This is a genomic window from Methylobacterium sp. E-041 (genome assembly GCF_022829665.1).
Taxonomy (GTDB): domain Bacteria; phylum Pseudomonadota; class Alphaproteobacteria; order Rhizobiales; family Beijerinckiaceae; genus Methylobacterium.
Window position 1 is genome coordinate 86,525 of record NZ_JAKSYQ010000069.1, and the last position, 25,932, is coordinate 112,456.

Below are 25,932 nucleotides of genomic sequence, written 5' to 3' on the forward strand. Positions count from 1 at the left end.
CTACGGTATGCCAGAAATATCGTGCGTCATCCTCGCGGAACCTGTCAACGAGAGTGGAATAAAAATACAGAAATTTCGCCGGGATTACCAAGAAGGATCGGACGTGCACGCGGTCGGGCGGTGCTTTGACGATCCTGACGCCGAGCCGCCTTGGTCCCGCCCACGACGCGCCGAGCGGTGCCTGTGTGGAGCGCACGGGTGCCATCTAGGCTGGCGCCGAGGTTTGGGTTACTTCGGCGGTCGGTCGCGCGTCGAACACAAACCGAAGAACGCGGACCGACGGGTACGGCATGTCGAACTCCGAGTCGCTCAGCATCAAGCCGATCGTGGTCAGTTCGAGCCTGCGGACCTTGGCCTACGAGGCGTTGAAGACGTTCATCACCAACATGGACATCTACGGGCGCCCCGACGAGGTCCGTCTCGACGAGCGCAAGCTGTCGCAGGATCTGGGCGTCAGCCGGACGCCGGTGCGCGAGGCGCTGACGGTGCTGGAGCAGGAGGGCTTCGTCCGCTCCGAGGCCCGGCGCGGCGTGTTCGTGATCAAGAAGACCAAGAAAGAGATCGTCGGGATGATCCATGCCTGGGCGGCGCTCGAGAGCATGGCCGCCCGGCTCGCCTGCACCCGCGCCTCGGACGCCGAGCTGCGCTCGCTGCGCGAGGCATTCCCCGAATTCTACGACGGCCGCCCGGCCGAGCACATCGACGAGTACTCCGACGCCAACATCCGCTTCCATCAGAAGATCATCTCGCTCGGGCAATGCGCGATGATCTCGGAGCTGTCGAGCAACCTGCTGATGCACGTGCGCGGCATCCGCAACACCGCCTTGCGCCAGGGCGACCGGGCAGAGAAGTCGATTCGCGAGCACGTCGCCATCATCGACGCGCTGGAGGCGCGCGACGTCGAGCTCGCCGAGCGGCTGGTTCGCGACCACGGCATCGGCCTCGCCGACCACGTCGACGCCTACGGCGCCTATCTCGACTGACCTCAAGGATCGTTCGGAGGCTCCGAGCCGGATCGGTGGAACATATCCGCCGAGCCTGAGCGCATGCGTGATTCGCATATTTGGCATGTGGCGTTTGGTATACCATAATGCAGCGCAGCATGAGATCTATTGCGTCGCAACACGCAACCGGATCCCGCCATGCTGACCTCGTTCCTCGCCGTCTTCGCCGCCCTCGCCAGCGTGCAGGTGCTGCTCGTCGTGAAGCTTGCCGATTTCCTCACCGACGGCGCCGAGGCGCGCGGCGCCCGCGCGATCGACGCCGACGTCCACGGCGCGACTGTCGCCTGAATCGACGACGGGCGCATCCCGTGCGCCGGCGACCTGCGCACTCTGCCCGCTTACGGACGAGGTGAACGCCGACGCCGAATCGGGCATTAGCGTGGCGTCGCCGAAATATCCGGAAACGGTTCACTCACGAAGTTCGGTTTATCGTCAACGAAGCGTTGACGACGACAACCGAGGATTTCCGGCATTGGCTCAGGGCGCCCAGTTCCCGGCCGCGGAGGACGCCTTCGTTCTCCTGATCACCGATCATGCCGACCTGCGGCGCCCGCTTGCGCGCGGGATCGATCTGGTGATGCCGTGCCGCACGGCGGCCGCCTGGCCGCTCGGCGGCGGACGCCCCGCCCTGGTGGTGCTCGATCTCGCACCGCCGATCGCCGACGCCATCCTCGCCGAGACCCCCTGGATCCCGACGCTGGTGCTGCGCCGCGGCGGCCCGCAGCGTCCCTCCTCCTCGCCGATCGTGAGAAGCCTGCCCGCGACGGCCGCGCGCGAGACGATCCTCGCCGGCGTCTTCGCGATGATCGAGGTCGGGGCGAACCGGACGCGGCGTCTCGAGGCGCGCAGCGCGGCCGCCACCGGGATCGTCACGGAGATCTTCGATTCGGCGGCGCTCGGAGCCGGGTTCCAGCAGGCCGAGATCGACCGCGGCACAGACCTCGTCCTCGCGGCGGTGTCCGAGGCCGGGATCGGCGACTGGCTCGCCACCGTCTGGCGGCACGATGCCGGCGTCTACCAGCATACGCTCGGCGTGGCCGGCTACGCCGCGGCGTTCGGCGCGCTGGTCGGCCTGTCGCGTGCCGACCAGCATCGCCTCACCAAGGCCGCGCTGCTGCACGACATCGGCAAGGCGCGCATCCCGGTCGAGATCCTGAACAAGCCCGGCCGGCTGACGCCGGAGGAGATGCGCCTGATGCGGCGGCACCCGGAGATCGGCGCCGGGCTGCTGGTCGCGCAGGGCGGTTTCGAGCCGGAGATCGTCGAGGTGGTGCGCCACCATCACGAGAAGATGGACGGCACCGGATATCCGGCCGGCCTGCAGGACGGCGCGATCACCGATCTCGTGCGCATCGTCGCGATCTGCGACGTGTTCTCGGCCCTGACCGAGCGCAGGACCTACCGCGATCCGATCGCGGCGCCCGAGGCGCTGGCGACGATGGACAGGATGAAGGGCCATCTCGACGGCGCGCTGATGCGGGCCTTCGCGCCCGTGGCGCTCGGCCGGGCGATGGCCGCCGCCTGATCAGGCCCGCCGGCGCCGCCGGCCGGAATCCCGCCGCGCCGCCATCAGGGCGAAGACGACGCCGAGGCCTCCGACCACCGCGTACAGCGCGACGAACGCCCGCCCGATCCCGTTGGTGCCGAACACCCGGTCGTTCAGGAGGCCGAGCAGCGCCGGCCCTGCGCCCAGAGCCACGAGGGTCACGAAGGCGATGAACACGCCGCTGACCCGGCCCCGCAACGCGACCGGCGTCAGGAACTGGATGCCGGCCAACCCCGGGGGGCTGCAGAAGCCGAGGGCGACGACGAGGGCGGCGAACCCCGCCAGGGACGGCCCGAGGCCCGGCGCCAGAGCCATCGTCGCGGTGGCGGGGAGCGCGAAGAGGAGGCCAAGGCCCAGCATCAGCGGCGCGGCCCGCGGATTGGTGCGCCGGACCCGGTCGAGCACGATCCCGCCGACGACGTGCCCGATCGGTGCGGTGACCAGAACCACGAGGCCGAGGACCAGGCCGCTCTCGGCCGGCGTGACGCCGTGGGTGCGCACGTAGAAGGTCGGCGCCCAAGCCGTCAGCGTCTGGCCCATCAGGATCGCGGCGGTCGCCGCCGCGGCATGCGGCAGGTAGGCGCCGCGCCGGCGGATCATCCATCCGACGACGCGCGACCATTTCGGGCGGGCGACCGGCACGGCGGGCTGCGAAGGTTCGGCGATGCGCCAGATGAGGGCCAACAGCACGAGGTTCGGCAGGGCCGCCAGCACGAACAGGGCCTGCCAGGGTGCCAGCGTGCCGAACCCGGGGATCGCGATCCCGGCGCGTCCCGTGAGCCAGCCGAGGGTCGCGCCGCCGACGAGGAAGGCGAGACTTCGCCCGAGCGTCCCGCCGGCGGTCAGGAGCGAGATGCCGCGCCCGAGCTGCGCGCGCTCGATCCTGACCGCCAGGAGGGACAGGGCCGCCGGGGTGATCCCCGACTGCCCGAGCCCGAGGAGCACGCGGCTCGCGAACAGCGCGGCGAAGGAACCGGACAGCCCGCAGGCGATCGTCGCGATCGTCCAGGTGACGAGGGATGCCAGCAGCACCATCCGCCGGTGCCCGCGATCGGCGATCGCGCCGAACCCGGGCAGCGCCCCTGCGTAGAGCAGCGCGAAGGCGGAGCCCTGGAGCAGGCCGATCTCGGCGTCGCTCAGCATCAGGTCGTGCTTGAGCGGCGTGGCGATGACCGTGATCAGGAAGCGGTCGCTGAAGGCGAAGAGCTGCGTCGAGGCCAGAAGCAGCATCAGCGGCCGGCCCGAACGTCCTGCGCTGCGATCCGCGGTCGGCAAGGGGGCGGGCGAACGGACGGATCTGTGCGGGACGCCCGGATCAGTAGAGTTCACAAAGCCACGCGGCGAGCTGCGACCGGTCTTCGGCGATCCTCGCCCGGGAGGCGCGCGCCCGCTGCAGGTCGGCACGGAACTGGCCCGGCGGTTGCCCGAATGCCGCGTGGAACGCGCGGTTGCAATGACTTTCGCTGCCGAAGCCGCAGGCGAAGGCTAGGGCCGCGATCGAGCGGGTCTCGGTCGGCCGCCTCAGGCAGGCGCGCAGGCTCTCGAGCCGCCGAAGCCGCAGGACGTTCGCGACGCCGCCCTCGCCCGAGAACGAGCGATACAGGATGCTGCGGGAGACGCCGATCCCGCGCGCGATCGTCTCCGCGTCGAGGGCCGGGTCCGACAGGCGCGCGGCGATGAAGGCCTCGGCGCGCTCGCGCCTGAGACGCATCGAGTGCTCGTCCATGTCCGCGTCGAGGCCGGCGACGGACCGGTCGCCCAGCGCCCCCGCCAGCAGCATCGCGAGCGCACGCCCCGCCCCGGCCGCGGCCTGCGGGTCGATCGCGGCACCCCTGCGCGCGAGCGAGACCATCAGGTCCGCGAGCAATCCGGCCGATGCCTCCGGAAGCACCGCGCCGTGGAAGGCACGGAACGCGCGCAGCGGACCCTCGACCTGATCGCGCGCGAGCGCGATGGTGACGACGTGCGCGTGCTCGGCCCGGCTCGATTGCGGTCGCGTCGTATCGAACAGCAGGATCTCGCCCGGCGCGACCCGCCCCTCGTCGCCGGGCACACCGCCCCACAGCGTCCCGGCGAGCAGGAGATGGAGGTTGACGTGATCGAAGCCGTCGCGGCGCACCCGCGTCGCGTCGCGGCTGTGCACCAAGCCGTGCAGGAACCGGTCGAACACCACCATGCGCGGGAAGCGATGGGCCTGGAAGCGGGCGTAGAACCGCTCGCCCGCCAAGGCCACGTTGGAGCCGTGGGCATACAGATCGTGATAGGCGCCGAACCCGTCGGGGGCGTCAGGCTCCTGCGCAGCGAAGGTGAAGGATTGCAGCGTCACGGTTCGGCCGGCGATGACGTTCGACGCGCGGGCCGACTCCTTGTTCATTATTCATCGTGCGAAGGCGCATGCAAGCTGCGGCCGAGCCGCGGCCATGCGGGAACGAGGATCGATCGTCCCCGATCGACAGCGCCGAAAACCGGGTGATCGCTTCCGTCACGGGCCGGCAAGGTGCCGAGCCGCCCGCGTCGCGCCGGCGCCGGCCTGCGGGACTCCACGCAGGCTGAGCCCCGGGGTGCGTTGGATCGGCGCATCGACGGCCACCGTCACGGTGCTAGCGTCGTCGCCGCGCGCCGTAGGGCAGCGGCTCTCGGAGGATCGCGATGACCGGCGTGTTCTTTCTGTACTTCACCGCGTGCATGGCGAGCGCTCCCGAGACCTGCGAGGCGCGACGCATGCCGCTCGACGTCGCCACGCCGCGCGCCTGCCAGCACGTCGCGCAGCCGCAGCTCGCCCGCTGGGTCGGCGAGCATCCAGAATACCGGATCACCGGCTGGCGCTGCGGGGCGCCGCTGCGCGATCCCGGCACACGGATCTGAGGCTGGGCGTGGCGTCGCGGGCACAGGCGTCTGCCCTTGCGTCGTGCGGGCGTCCGCGCGCCCCGGTTTCGCCGCATCGGCCGGGCCAAGGCGACGGCCCGTCCCGCCAGCGAACCCTTTTCCGATGACCCACCGCGCCAGCCGCCACCGCAACGCCTTCGCCGGCCTGGGCCTCCTCGCCCTCGCGCTCTCCGCCTGCGGGACGCCGACGATCCTCGAGAGTCCGGGCCCGGTGAGCCCCGTGATCCTCGACGAGACCGCTGCCGCCGCCGCGATCTCGCGCTACCGGGCGCAGCACGGGCTCGGACCGGTGACGGTCGACGCGGGGCTGGCCACGGCGGCGGCGTTCCAGGCCGGCAACAACGCCCGCACCGGCCAGCTCAGCCACGAAGCCGGCGGCAGCTTCACGTCGCGGATGGCGTCGGCCGGGCTCGGCCGCACCTGGTCGGCCGAGAACCTCAGCGCCGGCTCCGAGACCTTCGATCAGGTGCTGGCCCGCTGGAAGGCCTCGCCCGAGCACAACAAGAACATGCTGATCCCGCAGATCCGCCGGATCGGCATCGCCCGCGTCGACGCGCCCGGCACCCGCTACAAGCGCTTCTGGGCGCTCGTGATGGCCGGCGGCTGAGGCCGGATCACTCGCTCGTGTTCGGCTCGACGACGTTGCCGGTGCCGCCGTCGGCATCGTCGCGGCTGCTGCCGAACGGGTAGCCGGCATCCTGGCCGCAATAGAGCCGCCATCCGCCGCGGGAATTGACGACGATCGCCGTCGACCCGAACAGGCCGCCGCCGCCGGTGAAGACGTTGCCGGTGATCACGTTGTCCGACGGGCTCTGGTGGCGGACCGTGCCGCCCTCCCCGCAATTGCGGTAGAGCCGCACGCCGCCCTGCCCGTGCTGGGCGATGCGGTTTCCGGTGATGCGGTTGCGCGCCGAGCCGTCGACGGCGATGGCCTCGCGCCCGATCGCGACGTCGATGGTGTTGTCGGCGATCACGTTGTCCGCGCTCTCGGCGTCGAGGTAGATCGCGTCCGCGCCCGAGCTCCCGTTCAGGGTCGATCCCTGGAGGGTGAAACGGGTGACCCCGGGGGCGAGGTAGATCGGGATGTGCCCGAGCGCGGTGATCGTCGAATCGCGGATCGCGACCTCTGTCGGCGCGGCGGCCTGTGCCCGCTCGGTATGGCCGAGGCTGTGCGAGGACGCCTTCACCGCGAGCCCCTGGCCGTTGAGGCCCATGCCCCAGACGCGGATATGGCCGAGGATGCGGCAGTTGCGCAGGGTCACGCCGCTCGGCCGCGACCAGATCCCCCCCGCTCCGGTCGGCGCGCGCGAGCGGATCTCGACCGCGAGCTCCGCGAGCGTCGGCGCCGGCTCGGCCCGGCCGATCGTCGCGCCGCCGCAGTCGATCTCGGCGCCCGAGGCCTCCGCCCCCTCGATCACGACCCGGCGCAGGACGTGGTCGCCGGGGCTCAAGCCAATCGAGCACGCGAGGCTGACGGCCTCGTCGCCGGGGCTCGGAGGCGACAGCAGGCGGGCGCGCGTCGCGGCATCGCAGGGCCGGGCGGATGCAGGTTCGACGAGGGCGGGCGGGGCCGGTGGCAGGCTGACGATCATCGCCGGGAGATGACGAGCGACGACGGCATTTTCAGGATAAGGCCGCGCAGGTCCGAGATGCCGGCCCCGGCGGTTCCGCTCGCGGGCGAAGGGTTCTAGACCTCCGGTGCGCCGAGGTTCGATCCGGCGCTGGAGCCGAAGGTTGGCCGACCCCGTCCCGAGCATGCCGAAGCAGACCGCGAAGCGGACGGTCGTGCGCCTGCGCCGCCGCCGGGTCGCGGGCGGGCGCGGGAGCCTGGGCCGGCCCGGCTCCGACCTGACGCGGCTGCCGGTGGCCCTCGACCCGCGGGGCCTGAGCCTTGTCGAGGGCGTGCGCGCGGCCTTCGCCTTCGCGATCGTGCTGCTGGCCAACGAATGGATTCAGTGGTCGCCGCTCCTGACGATGGCGCTCGCGGCCAACCTCACCTGCTTCTGCGACACCGGCGGCCCGATCCGCATCCGCCTGCGCGTGCTCACCGCCTTCTCGGTGCTCGGCGCCCTGATCTGGGGCGTGTTCGGGCTGATCCAGCCCTACGGCCCGCTCGTGGTCGTGCCGGCCGCCTGCGCGGTGATCTTCGCCTGCGCCTACGCCCGCGTCTGGAGCGTGCAGGCCCAGGCCGCGGGCAACGTGCTCGTGGTGGTGCTCTGCATCGCCATGGACCGGCCCTTGAGCCCGCAGGAAGCCGCGATCATCGCCGCGATGTTCCTCGCGGGCGGGCTGTGGGCGACCGTGCTGGCGCTGGTGATGTGGCGGCTGCACCCCTACCGCGCGGCCCATCGCGCCATCGCCGAGGTCTGGCACGCGCTCGCGCGGCTGACCGGCGATCTCGAGAAGCTCGCGGCCGCGCCCGAGACGGTGGCCGCCGCCTTCGACGGCCATGCCCGCGCCCACCGCCGCGGCGTCCGCGCCGGCATCGAATCCGCACGTGCGCTCCTCCTCGACCTCGCGCGCTCCCGCGAGCGCGTCTCCGAGCGCACGGCGCAGGCGCTGCTGCGCCTGGAGACGGCCGAGCAGCTGTTCTCCGGCCTGATCGGCATCGCCGAGCTGATCGAGAGCGCGCCCGAGCCGCACCGGCGCGCCGCCGCCAAGCTGTTCCTGCGGCGCCTGCGCCCGCTGCTGATCGCCATCGCCCGGGCGATCCGCGACGACGTCGACCTCGATCTGCCGCGCCTGGATCCGGCGATCGCCCGCGCCACGGAAGGGCTGGAGGCGACGCCGATCCTCGCGCGCCTGGCCGAGCGCATCATCGAGCGCGTCCGGATCGGGGCCAAGCTCTCGACGCCGGAGGGCTACCGCCCCGGCGGGGCGCTCGCCGACGGCGGCAGCCTCGACTGGCGCACGCGGTTCTTCGGGCCGCTGCGCACCAACTTCACCCTCGCCTCGGCCAACCTCCGCCACGCGGTGCGCGCCAGCGCGGTCTGCGCCCCGGCGCTCGCGGCGACGCTGATCTGGGCCGGCCCGTTCTCGCATTGGCTGGTGATGACCGTGGTCCTCACCATGCAGCCGTTCTACTCGGCGACGTGGCAGCGGGCGCTGGAGCGGATCGGCGGCACCGTGCTCGGCGGCCTCGTCGGCGCGCTGCTGGCGCAGATGGCGACGACGCCGCTGATGCAGATCGCGCTGATCCTGCCGTTGAGCATCGTCGGCTTCGCCGCGCGGCAGGTCAGCTACGGCGTCTTCGTCGCCTGCCTGACCCCGCTGATCGTGCTGCTGATCGAGGTGATCACGCCCGGCCATTCCTCCTGGGAGGTGGTCGGCATGCGTGCGCTGTTCACCATCCTCGGCGGGCTGATCGCCGTGGTCAGCTGCCTGCTGCTGTGGCCGATCTGGGAGCCGGACCAAGTCCGCAAGGAACTGCGCCGCGCGCTCGCGAGCCATGCCGCCTTCGCGGAAGCCGCCTTCGCGGAGACGCCGCTTTCGGAGCGCGAGGCGAAGCTCTCGACCTGTGCCCGGAGCGCCGGCCTCGCGCTCAACGACCTCGAAGCCGCCCTGTCGCGCGCCCTGCAGCAGCCGCGCGCCGGTCACCACCCGGAGGTCGAGGCGGCGATGGTCGCCGACGCCACGCTCCGGCGGATCAGCGCCCGCCTCACCGTGCTCCGCCATGCCGGCGCGCCGGCGGGCGCGGAGGACGGCCCGTGGAAGGCCTGGATCGCGGCGACGCTCGCGGCGCTGGCCGAGCACCGCTATCCGTTGCCGGACCGCCCCGATGAGGCGCGCAGCCCGCAGCTACAGCGCCTCGTCGCCCAGGTCGACCTGCTCACCGGCACCCTGCGGCCGGGGCAGGTGCGGGAGACGCCGGTGGGCGCGGCCGCATGACCCGCACCCGACCGGCTCAGTTCAGCGCCTGCGGCTCGGCCTCCTGAAGGAAGGCTGCGACCTCGCGGAAGAACTGCATGCGGTTCTTCTCCATCATCACCGTATGCGTGCCCTCGCCGAGCTCGACGAAGCGCTTGTAGGGGGCGTTCGTCAGCTGGGTGAAGTATTCCTGCGCCTGGTAGCTCGGCAGGTCGGCGTCCCATTCCGCGTGGATGATCAGGGTCGGGACGCGGATTTCGCCCGGGTCGTAGAGCGGCTTTCCCGCCTGCCAGTAGGCCTGCGAGTCGGCGACGACGCCGTTCGGCGCGCGCAGCACCGGCGGCGACGAGGCCGCGCCGGCCGCGTCGGTGGCCCAGGTCGCATCCGCCCATTGCTCGAACCAGCCCGCCGGGATCAGGTCGGCGCGCTTGTCCCCGGCGACACCCTTGAGCCAGCGGTCCCGGGCGCTGTCGCGGGTGACGGTGCGGTAGGCGCCGAGCGGCCCGGAGGTGCCGAGGTTCGGCGGCGCCTTGGCGATCCATTGCGGCGCGTAGAGCACGAGGCGGTTGACCCGGTCGTTGTGGGTCGTGGTGTAGAGCCCCATCGTCGAGGTGCCCCAGGACCATCCCATCAGGTCGAGTTTTTCGACGCCGCGCCGCTTCAGGATGAAGTCGACGGCGACGCCCACGGCCTTCGCCGCGTCGGCGGTGCGCATGAAGGGCGGGTTGTCCGCGGCCGGCCGGTCCATCTGCTTCGGGCGGCTCGAGAACCCGTAGCCGGGCAGGTCCACGAGGTAGACGTCGAAGCCGAGCCCGGCCAGGTAGTCCATCATCGACAGGCCGGCGAGCGGCAGGTCGAACGCCGTCGAGGCCGGGTAGGTCGCCCCATGGACGTAGAGCAGGATCCGGTCGGCGGCGAAGCGCGCCTGCCCCGCCGGGTGCTTGTTGCGGACGTAGAGCTCGATCCCGTCCTCGCCCGTCGGCACGCGGAACTCCTCGCGCGCGATGGCGGGTGCCGCCGGCTCGCGCGCCAAGGCCGGCGTCGCCGCCAGACCGAGGCCGAGGGCGGCGAGGCCGCGGAAGACGTCCCGGCGCGGCACGGCGCCGAGGTCCAGGTCCGCCGCGTTTCGGCCTTCGGCCGGCGGTTTCGGCTTCGATGGTGCGGGCATCGTTCTCTCCCATGCGGATCTGGCGTCCGATGCAGGAGATGAATCATTCCCGCGGCGCCCAGGCAACGGAGATCGCAGCGCAGCGCGGACGATCATCGGCGATCGTCGCCCGACGATCGGCCATCCCTATCGCGCTCACGGAAAAAACACGCTGCCGCGTCCGCGCGCATCGCGCCGTTTCCCGTATATCGGCGCGGGACATCGAGAGCGGACACGACCTTTGGAAGACGCGTTGATCCGGTGGCTGCAGTCCACCGCACATCTGAGGGCCGACGTCGCGGCCGTGATCGGCACCGTGCTGGCGCTCGGCGTCACCCTGCACGCGCTGCTGCGCAAGCGCCGGGTCAGCGTCGCGGTCGGCTGGATCGGGCTCGCCTGGCTGTCGCCGGTGTTCGGGACGTCCCTGTACCTGCTGTTCGGGATCAACCGGGTCGAGCGCCGCGCGCGCAAGTTCCAGTCGAAGCCCTCCGCGGCGCCCGGCGCGCCGAGCACCGAGGACGCCATCGTCCCCGAGGTGATGTGGCCGCTGGACAGGGCGGTGCGCCGCATCTCCGGCCTGCCGGCGCTGGCCGGCAACACGATCCGCCTGTTCCGCAACGGCGACGCGGCCTATCCGGCGATGCTGGCGGCGATCGGCGCGGCGCGAACCAGCATCGCCCTGTCCAGCTACATCTTCCGCGACGATCCCACCGGACGGACCTTCTGCGCGGCGTTGAAGGAAGCGCAGGACCGCGGCGTCGCGGTGCGGGTGATCATCGACGGCATCGGCGGCGGCTACTTCCGCGCCGCGGCCTTCCGGCGCCTGCGGGCCGCGGGCGTGCCGGCCGCCCTGTTCATGCATTCGGGCCTGCCCTGGCGCATGCCGTTCCTGAACCTGCGCACCCACAAGAAGCTGCTGATCCTCGACGGGCGCGAGGCCTTCACCGGCGGCCTCAACATCTCGCAGCCGAACCGCCTGCGGACGCGCCCGGACCACCCGATCCGCGACACCCATTTCCACGTCGCCGGCCCGGTGGTCGAGCAGCTGATGCTGGCCTTCTCGGCCGATTGGGCCTTCGCCGACGGCGGTGCGCTCGAAGGGCCGGACTGGTTCCCCGACCTCCAACCGGTCGGGGAATCGATCGCGCGGGTCGTCGTCTCCGGGCCCGACGCGGACGTGGAGAAGATCGAGTTCGTGATCCTGCAGGCCCTGGCCTGCGCGCGCAGCTCGGTCCGCGTCGTCACCCCCTACTTCCTGCCGGACGAGGTGGTGATGAACGCCCTCATCCTCGCCAGCCAGCGCGGGATCACGGTGGACATCGTCATCCCGCGGATCAGCGACCATCACTTCATCGATTGGGCGACGCGGGCGCACATCGCGCCGCTGCTGCGCAACGGCGTGCGGATCTGGCTCGACGAGCCGCCCTTCGACCATTCCAAGGCGACGGTGGTGGACGGGGCCTGGTGCTTCGTCGGCAGCGCGAACTGGGACATGCGCAGCTTCCGGCTGAACTTCGAGCTCAACGTCGAGATCCACGACGCGGATCTCGCCGCGCAGCTCGAGAGCTTCATCCGCGCCAAGATGGAGACGCCGCTGACCCTGGACGCGATCAACGCGCGGGTCTTGCCCGTCCGTTTGCGCGACGCAGGCGTGCGACTGCTGCTGCCATACCTCTGAAGCGCAGGCGCGGCGCCTCGCCGGGCGGGGCCGGGCTGAGATGGACGACGATCGGGCGGTGGTCTGAGGGTCCGCGCGGCAGCACCGCGTGCTCGCGGCAGACGAGGCCGCGCACCAGGCAGCGGTCGAGGCGCAGCGGCACCATCTCGACCATCGCGTGCGTCGGCCGGCGCGGGCCGACGTCGCGGAATCCCGGCACCAGCGCCGGCCCGACGATGTTGTAGTCGCCGAGGATCGCCGAGCGCTCCGGCAGCATCCCGACGATCCGGCGCAGCTGGCGCCGGTTCAGCATCTGGCCGTGCGACAGGTGCACGTTGGCCACGCCGAAATCGCCGAAATCGAGCACCTGGCAGACCCGGTGCACGACCGCGCCGGACGGCAGCTTGACGACGGTCGGCGTCTTCGCCCACGGGGTCGGGCACCACATCGCCAGGCCGTGGATGCGCCCCGGCAGCGGCACCCAGGCATAGGATCCGCCGACGCGGTCGGTGATCCCGGCGATCTCGCGGGTCGCCTCCTGCATCAGCAGCAGGTCCGGCCGTTCCTGCTCGATCAGGGCGACGACGTCCTCGACCGCCGCGCCCGTGCGCCGCAGCAGGTTCCAGCTGACGACCTTGCGCGACACCGCCGCGGCATCCGCCTGGCGGATCGGCGCCGGCGCGACCGAGTCGAGGCCGAGGGACGCCGGGGAAACCTGGATCGTTGCCATGCGGGCCGTTCGTGCTCCTGACGGCGCTCGCCTGACAGCCCCGGGCAGGCGCGAGACCGGGACGGGGTGCGGGGGTATCACGCCCGCGTCCCAACGCGCGACCGATGATCCCGTTGCCCTGTTGACGCAACCACCCTCGACCCTTGAGCCTCGCGGCGCGAGCGCCCAGAACCCATCTCGATCCGTTCGGACCTGCCGCGGGGCAGCGCTCCGGATCCCGAGGACCCAGATCACGGGGACCATGACGCGTTTCACGTTCATCCACGCCGCCGACCTGCATCTCGGCAGCCCGCTCGCCGGGCTCTCGGCGCGGAACGCCGAGATCGCCCAGCGCTTCGCCTCCGCCGGCAGGCGCGCGTTCGAGGACCTGGTCGGCCATGCGATCGAGGCGCGCGTCGCGTTCCTGATCGTCGCCGGCGACGTCTACGACGGCGACTGGGCCGACCACTCGATCGGCCTGTTCTTCGCCCGCCAGGTCGCGCGGCTCGACCGGGCCGGCATCCCGGTGGTGCTGGTGCGCGGCAACCACGACGCCGAGAGCGTGATCACCAAGGCGATCACCCTGCCGGACGCGGTGCGCACCTTCTCGACAAAGAAGCCCGAGACCCTTCGCCTCGACCACCTGAAGGTCGCGCTTCACGGGCAGAGCTTTCCCAACCGGGCGGTCGACGAGAACCTGTCGCTGGCCTATCCGGCAGCCGTGCCGGGCTGGTTCAACGTCGGCGTGCTGCACACCTCCTGCACCGGGCACGCCCAGCACGCGACCTACGCGCCCTGCTCCGTCGCCGACCTGCGCGCGCGCGGATACGACTACTGGGCGCTCGGCCACATCCACGAATATGCCGAGCTGTCGCAGGATCCCTGGATCCTGTTCCCGGGCAACCTCCAGGGTCGCAGCATCCGTGAATGCGGCCCCAAGGGCGCCGTTGTGGTGGAGGTCGGCGACGGGCAGGTCACGGCGGTGCGCCGCCTGATCGTCGATCATGCGCGCTTCCACAGCCTCACGGTGGCGGTCGACGCGGCCGAGAGCGAGAGCGAGGCGGTGGCCCTGGTCGAGGCGGCTCTGCGCCCGCTGGCGGCCTTGGCCGAGGGCCGCCTGCTCGCAGTCCGCGTGCACCTCACCGGCGTCACCGCCGCCCACGACCGGCTCGCCGCCGACCGCGAGAACCTCACCGCCGAGATCCAGGCCGCCGCCGACCGCGTCCACGAGGACATCTGGCTGGAGAAGCTGAGGATCGACACCGCCCGCCCGAGCAGCGGCCCGCGGGAGAACGTCGTCGACGCCATCGACCCGGCGACGCTCCTCGCCGAGATCGACCACGACCCGGAGTTTCGCGCGCGCGCGACCGCCGCGCTCGCCGAGATCGCCGCCAAGATGCCGGCGACCGAGGACGGCGACCTCGCCGCCGACCTCGACACCCTTTGTGCCGAGGCCGAGGCGATGATCCTCGGCCGCCTGACCAAGCGCGCATGCTGAGCCGCGCGACTTCACCGGACGCTCGCCGAAGCCCGGCGGAGCGGAGACACCCATGCGCCTGCTGAGCCTCGACCTCGAACGCTACGGCCCCTTCACCGGCCGCCGGGTCGACTTCCGCGCCGATGCGCGCCTGCACGTCGTGCTCGGCGCCAACGAGGCCGGAAAATCCTCGGCGCTCGCCGCGGTGACCGACCTGCTCTTCGGCATCGGGACACGGACCGCCTACGCCTTCCTTCATGAGATGCCGCAGCTGCGGATCGGCGCCGAGATCTGCAGCGCCGACGGGCGGACGCTCTGCTTCCGCCGCCGCAAGGGCAACCGCAACACCGTGGTCGACGCCGACGACGCGCCCCTGCCGGAGACCGTGCTCGCGCCCTTCCTCGGCGGCTTGACCCGCGAGGTGTTCTGCCGCGCCTTCGGCCTCGACGCGAACAGCCTGCGCGAGGGTGCCAGGGAGATGCTGCTCGCCGAGGGCGAGCTCGGCGCCAGCCTGTTCGCGGCGGCCTCAGGCCTGCGCGGCTACAGCGACCTTCAGAAGAGCCTCGAGGCCGAGTCCGACCGGATCTACGGGCCGCGCAAGCGCCAGGACCGCAGCTTCTACCAGGCGTTCGACCGCTACGAGGACGCCCGGAAGGCGATCCGCGACACCGGCCTGCGCGCCGGAGACTGGCGCGACCTCAACGACAGCATCGCCACGGCCGGGAACGCGCTCGACGCGATCAAGGCCGAGCGGATGCGGATCGCGGCCGAGCAGGCGCGCCTCACCCGCCTCCGGCGCGTCGGCCCGCTGCTCGCCGAGATCGACGGGCTCGCAGCGCGGGACGACGCCGAACCGGGGCTGGTCGAGGTTCCCGACGCCTGGGTCGACCGCCTCGGAGAGGCCTGCGCCGCGTTGCGCGCCCGGCAGGCGGACGCCGCGCGCATCGATGCGGCGGCGGACGCGGCCCGGGCGGCCTTCGCCGCCGTCGCCGTCGATGCCGGGCTCGTCGGGCGTGCCGAGGAGATCCTGGAAGGTTTTCGCGGGATCGACCGCTTCGACAAGAACGGGGTCGACCTGCCCCGCATCCAGGGCGAGGCGGACCAATTCGACGCCGAGCTCGCCCGGCTCGCCGTGCGGGTCGGCCTCCCCGACGTGGAGGCGCTGACGCGGCGCCAGCCCTCGGACGCCGTCCGCGCCCGGGTCGAAACCCTGATCCGCGACGGCCAGGAGGACACCGCAGCGATCGCCCGGCTGGAGCGCGACCTCGCCGCGGCGCGTATTGAGCACGAGGGCCTGCTGCGCGACGTGGCCGAAGGCGGCACGCCGGTCGATCCGGCACCCTTCCGCGAGACGTTACGCCCGCTGGCGGCGATCCGCGGCGTGATCGCTGAGCGCGACGCCCTCGATGCCACGGTGCGGCGGGCCGAGCAGGTGCTGCGCGGGCAGGCGGCCCGTCTGTCGCCACCGGTGGCCGACGTCGCGGCCCTCGCCGCCGCGCCGCTGCCGACGGTCGAGACGGTGGCGCGCTTCCGGGCCTTGCTCGACGGCAAGGAGCGCGAGCGCGTGCTGGCGGTCGAGCGCCGCGACGCCGCCCGGCGCCAGGTCGCGACGCGGCGGGGGCGCCTGCGCGAGCGCGAGGCCGGCCGGCCGATCGCGACGCTCTCCGACCTGTCTGCGCTTCGGGCCGAGCGCGACGCCGCCTTCGCGCCGCTCCGCGAAGCCTTGAGCGAGGGGGTCCGGCGAGCGCCGGGGGATATCGCCGCCTACGAGCGCCTGGCGCAGGCCGCAGACCGGCTCGCCGACGATCTCGCCGCCGACGCCGCCCGCGTCGCGGAGCACGCCGCCGACCGGCTGCGCCTCGACGCCGAGCTCGCCGAGGCCGAGGCCGCCGACGAGATCCTGAGGGAGATCGAAGCCGAGGTCGCGGAAGGCCATGCCGCCTGGGTCGACCTGTGGCGCCCCGCCGGCATCGCGCCCTCGACCCCGGCGGAGATGACGGCGTGGCTCGGTGAGGCCGAGACCCTGATCGAGGGCAAGGGCGATCTCGACGAGCGGCACATCGATCGCGCGCTCCGCACCGAGCGGATCGAGGCGGCACGGGCGCCGTTGCTGGATCTTGCCGAAAGGATGGGACTGACCGACCTCGCCGGCCTCGACGTCGGCCTGATCCTCGGCCGCCTGGAAGAGCGCGTTGCGGCGATCGCGTCGCGATGGGAGGCGACCCGCGAGGCGAACGCGCGGATCGGCGCCGCCGCGATCGGCATCGCGCGGTCCACGACGGCGCTCGCCGACGCGAAGGCGAAGCAGGCGGCCTGGCGCAATGCCTGGGACGACGCGGTGCGGGCGATCGGGCTCGACGGCGCGGCCGGGACCGAGATGGCGACGAGCGCCCTCGCCGCCTGGCAGGCGGTGCCGAACGCGCTCGCCGAGCGCGAGAACCGCCGCGCGCGCGTCGCCGGCATCCGCCGCGACATGGAGGCCTACCACGCCGCCGTCACGCCGCTGATCGCGGCGCTCGCCCCCGACCTCGCCCACATCCAGCCGAGCGCCGCGATCCGCAGCCTGCAGACGCGGCTGCAGGAGGCGCAGGCGAGCGAGACCCGCCGGCGCGAGCTCGCGAAGCGGCGCGACGAGGCGGAGCGGGAGGCCGGAGCGGCGATGCGCGCGCGCGACGACGCGCTCGGCCATCTCGCGGGTCTTCTGGCCGACACGGTGCCGGACCTCGGCGCCGACGCGCAGGACGCGGTCGAGGCGCTGCACGGCCGCCTCGTCGCCCGGCGCGCGTTGCGGGCGGAAGCGCTCGCGCGGCGCGTCGAGCTGGCACGCGCCGCAGACGGCGTTTCCGAAGACGCGCTGCGTGCCGACCTCGCCGCCATCGACGCCGATGCGATCGAGGCGCGGCTGCGCAGCCTGGCGATGGAGGACGAGGACCTCGACCAGCGCGGCAAGACGGCCTTCGCCGAGCGCGATCGCAGCGAGCGACGGCGCGAGGCGCTGGAGGGCGGGACCGGGGCCGAGCTGGCATTGGCGCAGAAAAAGGCGGCCGAGGCCGAGCTTCACGCGAGCGCCCGGCAATGGGCCGTGCTCAAGCTCGCGAGCCTGATGCTCGGCACCGCCATCGCCCGCCAGCGGACGGGGCAGCAGGACCCGTTGCTGACCCGGGCCGGCGCGATCATGGCGGCCCTGACGGGGGGCGGGTTCTCCGGCCTCGCGCAGGATTACGACGAGGCCGACAAGGCGCTGATCGTCGCCCGCCGCGCCGGTGGCGAGACCGTCCACGTCCAGGGCCTCAGCGAGGGCACCCGCGACCAGCTCTACCTCGCGCTGCGGCTGGCCTACCTGGAGGACTACGCCGGCAAGTCCGAGCCGGCGCCCTTCATCGGCGACGACCTGTTCTCGACCTTCGACGACGCGCGGACCGGCCACGGCCTCGAAGCGCTCGCTGCGATCGGCGGCACCGTGCAGCCGATCCTGTTCACCCACCACCGCCACGTCGCCGACCTCGCGCAGGCGCGTCTCGGCTCGGCGGTGGACATCATCCCGCTCTAGAGCATCTTCCGTGATCCCTGGATCAGGGAAGATGCTCCATCTTATTGTGAGATCGCGTTTCCTTCACGCGAGCCGGGATCCACTTCGCATGAAAATGCTCTAGCCGGTCCGTAGCGCGTTTCGAGGTGGGCGAGGTAGGCCTCGGTTCCGAGCGGGCGGCCGGTCGCCTGCTCGAGCAGCGCATCGGTGGGCAGGCGGCTGCCTTGCTCGTGGACGTGGCGGCGCAGCCAGCCGCGCAGCGGCGCGAAATCGCCCGCGGCGAGGCCCGGCAGGATCCCCGGCTCGTCGCGCTTGGCCGCGGTGAAGAGCTGGGCGGCGGCCATCGCGCCGAGCGTGTAGGTCGGGAAGTAGCCCCAGGCGCCGCTCGGCCAGTGGATGTCCTGCAGACAGCCGAGGCGGTCGTTCGGAACTTCGAGCCCGAGCAGGCTGCGCATGCCGTCGTTGAACGCGCCCGGCAGGTCGGCCACTGCGAGGTCGCCGGCGATGAGGGCCGATTCGAGGTCGTAGCGGAGCAGGACGTGCGCCGGGTAGGTCGCCTCGTCGGCGTCGACCCGGATGAAGCCGGGCTCGACCCGGGTGTGCAGGCGGTGAAGGTTCTCGGGCGTGAAGGCGGCTCCGTCGCGCCCGAATTCCGTACGGACCAGGGGCGCCAGGAACGCGAAGAATTCTCGGCTGCGGCAGGCCTGCATCTCGACGATGAGCGATTGGCTCTCGTGCAGGCTCATGCCGCGGGCCTTGCCGACCGGCTGGTTGCGCCACGCGGCCGGACGGCCCTGCTCATAGAGCGCGTGGCCGGTCTCGTGCAGCACCCCCATCAGCGCACGCCCGAAATCGGCGGCGTCGTAGCGCGTGGTGATCCGCACGTCGTCGGTGGCGCCCCCGCAGAACGGGTGCAGACTGATGTCGAGGCGCCCGCGCGCGAAGTCGAAGCCGAGCGCACGCATCAAGGCCAGCCCGATCCGCCGCTGCGCCTCAACCGGGAACGGGCCGTCGAGCGGCAGCGGCGTGGGCTCGCGCGCCTGCCGCTCGCGTGCCTCGGCCACCAGCCCGGGAAGCCGGGTGCGCAGATCGGCGAAGAGCGGATCGATGGTCGCGCGCCGCATGCCCGGATCGTACTCGTCGAGCAGCGCGTCGTAGGTGCCGAGCCCGAGGGCCGCCCCCTTGATCGCCCCGATCTCGCGCTGGAGTCGCAGCACCTCGGCCAAGTGCGGCAGCAGCATCCTGAAATCCGACTGCGCGCGGGCCTCGCGCCAGACCATCTCCGCCTTCGAGATCGCCCGCGAGCTCGCCTCGACGAGGTCGCCCGGCACCGCCGCGGCATGGGCGTGGAGGCGGCGCATCTCGGCGAGATTCGCAGCCCGCCACGGGTCGAGGGCGGTCTCGTCGGCAGCCGACAGCGCGTCGGCGGTCTCGGGCGCCGTCAGGATCTCGTGGGCGATGCCGCGCAGGACCGCGAGCTGGTCGGCGCGGCCGTCGGCGGCACCGTCCGGCATCAGGGTCTGCGAGTCCCAGCCGAGGATGCCGGCGGCGGCGCCGATCGCGTCGAGGCGGGCGAAGCGGCGTTCGAGGCTGGAATAGACGTTCACGATGCGAAGGCCCCGCGGTGACGATCCGGCCGCGAACGGCCGGGATGGGTGCTCTCGTCATAGGCGGCCGTCGGCGCTGCGAACACCCCGACCGGGGCCGAAGACGCTCGTGAGCGCATATCGGCGAGCCCGGCCGCGCCTTCCGAGCCGAAAACCCCATATGGTCGCGATGCGCCGCAGGCGTCGCCGACACCGGAGCCGTTTCGTGGATCGCCGCGCCTTCGTCGCCGCAGCCCTGGCCTGCACCGGCCTCGTCGGAGGATCGGCGGCAAGCACCGCACCCGAACCTGCGGCGATCCCGGACGGTCGCCCGGTGCGGATCGCCATGCTGCTGTTTCCGGGCATGACGGCGCTCGATGTCGTCGGGCCGCAGGAGATCCTCGCGGGCCTCGCGCCGGGAAACCTGCATCTCGTGGCGCGGGCGGCAGGTCCCGTGGCGAGCGACACCGGGCTCGCCCTCCTCGCCACCGCCGACTTCGAGACCTGCCCGCGCGACCTCGACGTGCTGTTCGTTCCCGGCGGGGACGGCACGCCCGACCAGATGCGCGACGCTGCGACCCTCGCCTTCCTGCGCGATCGCGCCGACCGGGCCGCCTGGGTCGCCAGCGTCTGCACCGGGTCGCTGATCCTTGGAGCAGCGGGATTGCTCTCGGGGTACCGCGCGACCTCGCACTGGTGCGTGCGCGACACCGTGCTGCCGCTGCTCGGCGCGGTGCCGGTCGACGAACGCGTGGTGTTCGATCGCAACCGCGCCACCGCGGCCGGCATCTCGGCCGGGCTCGATTTCGCCCTGGCGCTCGCGGCCAAGCTCCGCGGCGAGGCCTATGCCCGCACCAGCCAGCTCGTGGCGGAATACGCGCCGCGCCCGCCCTTCGATGCCGGAAGCCCGTCCGCGGCCGGCCCCGCGATCACCCGCGCGGCGGACGCGATCCTCGCGCCGCTCGTTGCGGGCGCACTGGCTGCGAGCCGCAACCGGTGAACCGCCCCGCAGCGCACGCCTCCGTGAACGGGCGCGCCGGAACGGCAACCACGGGTAAGCATTCTGGCAGGTGAAGCCGTCGCGAGGCGACGGCCGCCATCCTGGACCACTACGCCGGACCTGCCATGATCCTCGGAATGCTCGTCTCGGCCGTCATCGCGGCGCTCGGCCTGCTCGTGGCGCTCGGCCGGATCGGCCATCCGATCGACGGGCAGGTGCTCACCAATTTCGGCTGGAGCGGCGTGATCATCGGCGTCGCGCTGTTCGGCTTCTTCGCCTACCTGATGCGCGGGCGCCGACGCCCGGTGGCGTGAGCCGTGACGGTGTCAGGCGATGCGGATCAGCGGCTCGCGACGCAGCGCCGGCGTCGCGCCGACCTCGACGCGCTGGCGCTCGCGGGCGATGTAGGCCGTCGGCATGATCGCCTGCATGTCCGCCTCGACCGCGCGCAGGGTCGCGTCGGAGTGGCATGGATGCAGGTGGATGATCGCCAGCGCCTTCACGCCGGCGGCCTGCGCCAGCTCGACGCCCTTCTGCCAGGTCGAGTGGCCCCAGCCGCGGCAGGTCGGGTATTCGCAGTCGGTGAACATGCCGTCGTAGACGATCAGGTCGGCATCCTCGACGAAGCGCATCAGGGCTGCGTCCGGCCAGGGATCGGTGTGCTCGATGTCGCTGATGATGCAGAGCCGTTTCCCGTCATGCTCGAACCGATAGCCGACAGAGCCCTGGGGATGGTTGAGCAGGATCGTGTCGACGGTCGCGCCGTCGGAGAAGGTCAGGGTCTCGCCGGCGCGGAAGCCGTGATGCTTGAGCGTGCAGGGCAGGACGTCGAGTGTAACCGGGAAGAGCGGCGGCGCGTATAACCGACCGAGCGTGTCCTCGGCCGACTGCCCGCCGAGGTTCCCGCACCAGGTGTGGACGGTCCGCTCGGGATCGAACACCGCCGGCTTGAAGAACGGCAGTCCGCCGGTGTGGTCGAGATGGAGATGGCTGAAGAGAAGATCGACGTCCTTCGGCAGGTCCTGCCGGTTGTGCTGGCCGCACGCGTAGAGGCCGGAGCCGGCATCGACGACGAACAGGCGCTCGCCGCAGCGCACCTCCATGCACGGGGTGTTGCCGCCGAACTCGGCGTATTCCGGGCCGCTCACCGGCGTCGAACCACGCACGCCCCAGAAGCGCAGCGTGAGACCGCCGTCCGATACTGGACTTCTCGACATCGTCATCACGGGTCGTTTTCGTTCGGATGGTCCGATCGCCTTCGATCTGGAACCGTTCTCCGCTTCGCCGTCAATGCGACCGAGGCGGTGGGCGGACGGTGGTTTTCTCATCGCCGCTCTCTGACAGAGGTTGAGATGGGTGGCCGTCGCACGCTGCGATGTGCGAGCCCGCACATGGGATAAGTCCCATCCACGCCTCGCGTTTCGGAGATCACGGGCGTTCGGCGAGGGCGAGCGGACCGGTCGGAGCCCGAACGGGCACCGTCGGATCGCCGGCGCCGGCCGCCCGGACGAGCCGCGGAAGCCGGTCCCGGTAGCGGGACTCGAGGCCGTCGAAGCGATCGGCCTCGCGCTCGTAGGACGGCACGAAGCCGGCCATATGGGTCGGGGACAGGGGCGAGCCCGGCGCCGCCCAGGCGGCCCAGGTCGCCTCGGGCACCGGTGGCGCGCGCCGACGGGCGGGGATGACGATCGTCTCCAACCCGGCATAGGCCAGCGCCTCGGGGCGGCTGACCTCGCCGAGCGACGTGCCCTTGGCGGCGAGTGCCGCCCAGAAAGCGTGTTGGCCGCCGTCGGAATAGCTGGTGCGGATCGCGGCCGCCCCATCGTCGACGAAGGCGGCGATGCGGGCCTCCTCCGCCGCCCGGCGGGTGACGACGGCGGCTTCCTTGGCCGGGTCCTTCGACGGCGCGAAGACGTAGCGGCCGCCCTCGACGCCGACCTGCAGCTCGTCGCCGGTCGCCTCGAACCGGTCCGCGCCCGCCTTGAGCTCGCGCCAGAACCCGATGTTCGGATCGGTGCGATAGCGCGCCATGTTCTCCGCGGTCATCCGGAACGGATAGGCCTGGAACTGGAACGCCACCTGGCCGCCCTTCAGCGCGTCGCGGGCGATCGCATAGATCTCGCCGACGGTGTGGTCCATCATCGCGAAGCAGCCCATCGACGAGCACACGCCGTGCACCATCACCGCCGAGCCGGTTCCGCCATGCGCCCGGTCGTAGGCGTTCGGGTAGCCGACGTCGAAGGACAGGTAGTAGTGCGAGTTCGGGTTCATCTGGCGCTGCGGCACCATGTAGAAGCCCTCCGGCGTCTGCCGGTCGCCGTTCTTGCGCTTGGGACCGAGCTGGCCGGACCACCGGCAGATCGGGAAGGTCTTGAGATAAACGAAGCGGCCGCCGGCGGCCTTCTTCCACACCTCGATCTCGGAATCCTTCTTATAGGCCCGGAACAGCACCGGCGCCTGCGGGCTCGTGCCCTTGGCCGCCATCAGCGCGAGGGTGGCGGCGGGGATCGGCGCCTCGGCCTTGGCGTTCTGCGCCGACGCGTCGCCCGCGAACAGCAGGGCGAGCACGACGGCGAAGCCGGTCGGGACCAGACCTTTCAGACGGTGGGCGGGAGGCATCGCGGGGCCGGGGCGGGAGGGTCGCGCGACGCCGCGGCCGACGCGGCCGCGCACGGGACGGGCACGCGGCCCGAACCTGTGCGGCCAATACGGCGTCCGTATGGCTTCATCCCGGCTCGAGCGCGCGGGCGGGCTTCGTCGGCACCGGAACCACGGTGCTGTTCTCCACGGCGATCACCGCATCGAACGGGTCGAGGACGTCGAGGTCGGCGGCGTCGGGGACGCAGACGATGAGGCCGCGGCCGGCCCGGGCCGCGCGCAGGCGGGTGATCCGCGCCGCGATCTCGGCGGGCTTGCGCTCGTCGAGCAGGATCGCGACGACCACGATGTCGGGCTGGCGGATCAGGCAGCGGGCGAGGTCGATCGCGATCCGGGTCTCGACCGGGATCGCGCCCTCGCCGAGCACCGAGCCGGTGCCCGCGCTTCCGGGCTCGACCCGGCTGTCGAGGCCGAGCCGATAGACCGAGGCTTCCAGGCCCTCCTCGGTCAGCACACGCCGGACGATCGCCCGCACCCGCGGCTCCGCCCCGGCCTCTCCGAGGCTGACGCGGCCGAACAGCAGGTTCTCCTCGACGCTGGCCGCCGGATTGATCCGCGTGGGATCGTGGAACTCGACCGCGGCGGCGAGGTGAGCCGGCAGCATCCGCGCGAAGGAGTGGCGGGCGGCGACGAGCCGCTCCTCGAACGCGGCGTCGATCAGCCCGAAGCGGTGGCGGGTTTCGCTGTAGCGCAGCGCCAACCCGATGAGCCGCTCGCGGTCGCGCTGGCCCGCCGGGCCGCGACGCAGCGCGACCGCATTCGGCTGGCGCACCACCAGATCCTCGAAGTAGCCGCGCTCGTCGGCCGGAAAGAGGGAGAACGCGTCGAACAGCGGATGGTCGTTGGGCAGATCGGCGAAGATCTCGACGGTGCTGCGCGCGACCGCGAGGCCGATCTCGGTGAGCGGGCGGACGAGGTCTTCCGCCTCCAGCACGGCGCGCATGTAGGGATGGCGAGCGAGGCGCTTGGGCGCGAAGGTCTGGCCCACGGGCTCGCCGAACAGGATGTTCTCGCCGACCGTGGCCTGATGGTTGTAGCGGGCGGGATCGAACGGCTCGACCAGGCGCTCCGCCCCTTCCGCCATCAGCATCGTCCGCATCGTGGCGCGGGCGGCCACCAGGGCGCGGGCGAAGTCGGGGGCGGCGACCGGATCGACCCGGGCGAGGAGGCCGCGGGAATAGGCGAAGGCATCGAGCCCGGTGATCCGCAGGATCTCGACGAAGGCGGGCTGATCGGGCGCGGCCGCGGGATCGGCGCCGTAGAGGATGTTGGCGCGGAGCGTCCCCTCGACCAGGATCGCCTCGCCGGCGGCGAACGCGATCCGGCGGGCGCGATCCGCGGCGTCGAACGCGCCGAGATCGTGCCCGGCATAGGTGACGTTGCCCGCCGTCGGCGCGACCTGGCCCGCGAGGATCGCCGCGAGCACCCGGGCGCCGCTGCCGCGGATGCCTGTGATCGCGACGTGCGAGGGCATCGCCAGCGTGAGGTCGACTCCCGAGAGCCGTTCGCCGGTCGCCGCGTCGTAGGCGCCGACGCCCCGCGCCGCGAGATCGCCGGCGCGGGGGACGGCGAGCCCGCCCTTGCGCCCGCGTCGCCCCTCCAGGGCCGCGATCGTGCGGGCGGTCTCGCGGAAAAGCGGCTTCAACCCCTCGCGCAGACGCCAGAGGTTGAGCGTCAGGGCGATCAGGATCGCCGCGATCGCGAAGGCGCCGGCCGCCGCGACCAGGGCGGCGGGGTCGACGTCGCGGGCGGGCGGCGCACCGTTGCCGCCGCCGCGCCATAGGGCGGCACCGGCGGCCATCGCCGGTAGGATGATGGCCAGCGCCAGCGAGGGCGCACGGGCATAGGCGAGCTTCGCCTCGGCGCGCGCCAGCGCCGCGCGGGTCGCCGCGGCCTTCTCGGCGATGCGCGCGCGCTCCAGGGTCGCCGAGCCGTGGATCCGCACCGCCGGCATGCGTCGGACCAGATCCCCGAGCGTCCGCTCCGCGAGCGCGCTCGAGCGCAGGCGCAGAGCGCTCCGCGACGCCGAGCGGCGAAGGATCAGCTCGCGCGCCATCGCGGCCGCGAACAGGCCGACCGCCGCGGCGGGCACCAGCCGCGGGGCGGCCAGGGCGGCGAAGCCCAGGGCGACGAGGATCGCGCCGAGCGCCATCGCCGGCACGAGGATGCCGATGGCGAGCAGGCCGTCGACCCGGCCGAGCGCCTGCCCGAGGAGGCCGGCGAGGCCGCGCGCCTCCTCGCGGGCACCCGGCGGCGCATCGAGGATCGCCGCGGTCGCGGCCTCGCGCATGCGCAGGACCGCACGGCTCTGGGCCGAGAAGCTCAGGGCGGCGACGAACCAGCCGAGGCCGGCGAGCGCCAATGCGCAGGCGGAGAGACCGAAGAAGGCCGCGCGTTCGAGGTCGAGCGGCGCCAGGCTCCAGCCCGGTACCAGGACGAAATCGTCGGCCGTGCGGGCGATGGCGACGCGCAGGAAGACCAGTGCCGTCGCCTCGTCGTGGCCCAGGGTGTGGACGAGGTCGCGCAGGCAGAGCAGGGCGAGGATGCAGAGCGGGCCGCCGAGGCCGAGCGCCAGCGCGACCGCGGCGAGGTGGCGCCCGCGCGCCGCGCGCCAGGCGAGAACGATCGGATCAGGCTCCATGGCCGCTCACGTGATCGAAGGCTTTCGCATCGGCCGGTCCCGGGCGGCCGCCGGATCGCACGCCGCCTCCCAGCGCATAGGCGCTCTTCGGTCCCGCGAAAAGCGCGCCACCGCACGCCGCGCTCGCCGGCGGAAAACGCGGCCAATCGCCCCTGTCGCTCAGCTTGGAATTCTTCCATAGCGCGTGGCATCGGCCGGGCAAGAGCGAACCTCCGTCGCATTGCT

At 72.4% G+C, this 25,932-nt stretch carries 20 protein-coding genes; 11 read left to right on the top strand and 9 right to left on the bottom strand.

The window, feature by feature from the left end; translation table 11 throughout:
- The first annotated feature begins 290 nt into the window (after positions 1-290).
- From MKK70_RS06555 to MKK70_RS06565, 3 genes are all read left to right on the top strand, one after another.
- Complete coding sequence (locus tag MKK70_RS06555; protein ID WP_147726394.1) at positions 291-983, top strand: GntR family transcriptional regulator; 693 nt, start codon at positions 291-293, stop codon at positions 981-983.
- A 159-nt stretch (positions 984-1,142) separates the two neighbouring features.
- The gene (locus MKK70_RS06560; protein WP_187274712.1) at positions 1,143-1,292 is read left to right on the top strand and encodes a hypothetical protein; all 150 of its coding nucleotides are present in this window, start codon (positions 1,143-1,145) and stop codon (positions 1,290-1,292) included.
- Positions 1,293-1,476: 184 nt separating this feature from the next.
- Entirely contained in the window at positions 1,477-2,529 is a 1,053-nt protein-coding gene (locus MKK70_RS06565; protein WP_243934077.1) for an HD-GYP domain-containing protein, read from the top strand.
- Here the strand turns inward: MKK70_RS06565 and MKK70_RS06570 are convergent, their stop codons facing one another.
- Together MKK70_RS06570 and MKK70_RS06575 are read right to left on the bottom strand one after the other, a co-directional pair.
- Positions 2,530-3,780, bottom strand: a complete 1,251-nt coding sequence (locus MKK70_RS06570; protein ID WP_243946455.1) for an MFS transporter — start codon at positions 3,778-3,780, stop codon at positions 2,530-2,532.
- Between the two features lie 85 nt (positions 3,781-3,865).
- Positions 3,866-4,924, bottom strand: coding sequence for a helix-turn-helix domain-containing protein (locus tag MKK70_RS06575; RefSeq protein WP_243946457.1), 1,059 nt, complete (start codon positions 4,922-4,924; stop codon positions 3,866-3,868).
- Positions 4,925-5,199: 275 nt separating this feature from the next.
- Here MKK70_RS06575 and MKK70_RS06580 point away from each other — a divergent pair, with 275 nt between their 5' ends.
- Both MKK70_RS06580 and MKK70_RS06585 read left to right on the top strand, forming a co-directional pair.
- On the top strand, positions 5,200-5,415 hold the full coding sequence (locus MKK70_RS06580) for a hypothetical protein (RefSeq protein WP_147726397.1): 216 nt from the start codon (positions 5,200-5,202) through the stop codon (positions 5,413-5,415).
- Positions 5,416-5,539: 124 nt separating this feature from the next.
- The gene (locus tag MKK70_RS06585; RefSeq protein WP_243933068.1) at positions 5,540-6,043 is read left to right on the top strand and encodes a CAP domain-containing protein; all 504 of its coding nucleotides are present in this window, start codon (positions 5,540-5,542) and stop codon (positions 6,041-6,043) included.
- Between the two features lie 7 nt (positions 6,044-6,050).
- On the opposite strand, the gene MKK70_RS06590 is transcribed toward MKK70_RS06585, so the two are convergent.
- Positions 6,051-7,028, bottom strand: a complete 978-nt coding sequence (locus tag MKK70_RS06590) for a right-handed parallel beta-helix repeat-containing protein (protein WP_243946459.1) — start codon at positions 7,026-7,028, stop codon at positions 6,051-6,053.
- Between the two features lie 163 nt (positions 7,029-7,191).
- Between MKK70_RS06590 and MKK70_RS06595 the strand changes: the two genes are divergently transcribed.
- Complete coding sequence (locus MKK70_RS06595; RefSeq protein WP_243946501.1) at positions 7,192-9,324, top strand: FUSC family protein; 2,133 nt, start codon at positions 7,192-7,194, stop codon at positions 9,322-9,324.
- A gap of 16 nt (positions 9,325-9,340) precedes the next feature.
- Here MKK70_RS06595 and MKK70_RS06600 read toward each other — a convergent pair whose 3' ends face one another.
- On the bottom strand, positions 9,341-10,471 hold the full coding sequence (locus MKK70_RS06600) for an alpha/beta hydrolase (protein ID WP_243946461.1): 1,131 nt from the start codon (positions 10,469-10,471) through the stop codon (positions 9,341-9,343).
- A 220-nt stretch (positions 10,472-10,691) separates the two neighbouring features.
- On the opposite strand from MKK70_RS06600, the gene MKK70_RS06605 reads away from it, so the two are divergent.
- The gene (locus MKK70_RS06605; protein ID WP_243933074.1) at positions 10,692-12,128 is read left to right on the top strand and encodes a phospholipase D-like domain-containing protein; all 1,437 of its coding nucleotides are present in this window, start codon (positions 10,692-10,694) and stop codon (positions 12,126-12,128) included.
- On the opposite strand, the gene MKK70_RS06610 is transcribed toward MKK70_RS06605, so the two are convergent.
- Positions 12,061-12,837 carry an endonuclease/exonuclease/phosphatase family protein gene (locus MKK70_RS06610; RefSeq protein WP_147727785.1) on the bottom strand — a complete coding sequence of 259 codons (777 nt, stop codon included), beginning with the start codon at positions 12,835-12,837 and terminating at the stop codon, positions 12,061-12,063. The two genes, MKK70_RS06605 and MKK70_RS06610, sit on opposite strands and share 68 nt — an antisense overlap.
- A 241-nt stretch (positions 12,838-13,078) precedes the next feature.
- On the opposite strand from MKK70_RS06610, the gene MKK70_RS06615 reads away from it, so the two are divergent.
- Together MKK70_RS06615 and MKK70_RS06620 are read left to right on the top strand one after the other, a co-directional pair.
- Positions 13,079-14,314, top strand: coding sequence for an exonuclease SbcCD subunit D (locus MKK70_RS06615; protein ID WP_243946462.1), 1,236 nt, complete (start codon positions 13,079-13,081; stop codon positions 14,312-14,314).
- A 52-nt stretch (positions 14,315-14,366) separates the two neighbouring features.
- The gene (locus MKK70_RS06620) at positions 14,367-17,843 is read left to right on the top strand and encodes a YhaN family protein (RefSeq protein WP_243946464.1); all 3,477 of its coding nucleotides are present in this window, start codon (positions 14,367-14,369) and stop codon (positions 17,841-17,843) included.
- A gap of 41 nt (positions 17,844-17,884) precedes the next feature.
- Here MKK70_RS06620 and MKK70_RS06625 read toward each other — a convergent pair whose 3' ends face one another.
- On the bottom strand, positions 17,885-19,429 hold the full coding sequence (locus tag MKK70_RS06625) for a carboxypeptidase M32 (protein WP_243946466.1): 1,545 nt from the start codon (positions 19,427-19,429) through the stop codon (positions 17,885-17,887).
- A 325-nt stretch (positions 19,430-19,754) separates the two neighbouring features.
- On the opposite strand from MKK70_RS06625, the gene MKK70_RS06630 reads away from it, so the two are divergent.
- Positions 19,755-20,408, top strand: a complete 654-nt coding sequence (locus MKK70_RS06630) for a DJ-1/PfpI family protein (RefSeq protein ID WP_243933109.1) — start codon at positions 19,755-19,757, stop codon at positions 20,406-20,408.
- 125 nt (positions 20,409-20,533) lie between these two features.
- Positions 20,534-20,722 (top strand): hypothetical protein, encoded by a 189-nt coding sequence (locus tag MKK70_RS06635; protein ID WP_147728892.1) that lies wholly within the window; start codon positions 20,534-20,536, stop codon positions 20,720-20,722.
- A gap of 12 nt (positions 20,723-20,734) precedes the next feature.
- Here MKK70_RS06635 and MKK70_RS06640 read toward each other — a convergent pair whose 3' ends face one another.
- From MKK70_RS06640 to MKK70_RS06650, 3 genes are all read right to left on the bottom strand, one after another.
- Positions 20,735-21,631, bottom strand: a complete 897-nt coding sequence (locus tag MKK70_RS06640; RefSeq protein WP_243946468.1) for an MBL fold metallo-hydrolase — start codon at positions 21,629-21,631, stop codon at positions 20,735-20,737.
- A gap of 205 nt (positions 21,632-21,836) precedes the next feature.
- The gene (locus MKK70_RS06645) at positions 21,837-23,027 is read right to left on the bottom strand and encodes a murein L,D-transpeptidase family protein (RefSeq protein WP_243946469.1); all 1,191 of its coding nucleotides are present in this window, start codon (positions 23,025-23,027) and stop codon (positions 21,837-21,839) included.
- Positions 23,028-23,133: 106 nt separating this feature from the next.
- The gene (locus tag MKK70_RS06650) at positions 23,134-25,707 is read right to left on the bottom strand and encodes an ABC transporter ATP-binding protein (RefSeq protein WP_243946470.1); all 2,574 of its coding nucleotides are present in this window, start codon (positions 25,705-25,707) and stop codon (positions 23,134-23,136) included.
- Positions 25,708-25,932: the final 225 nt, after the last annotated feature.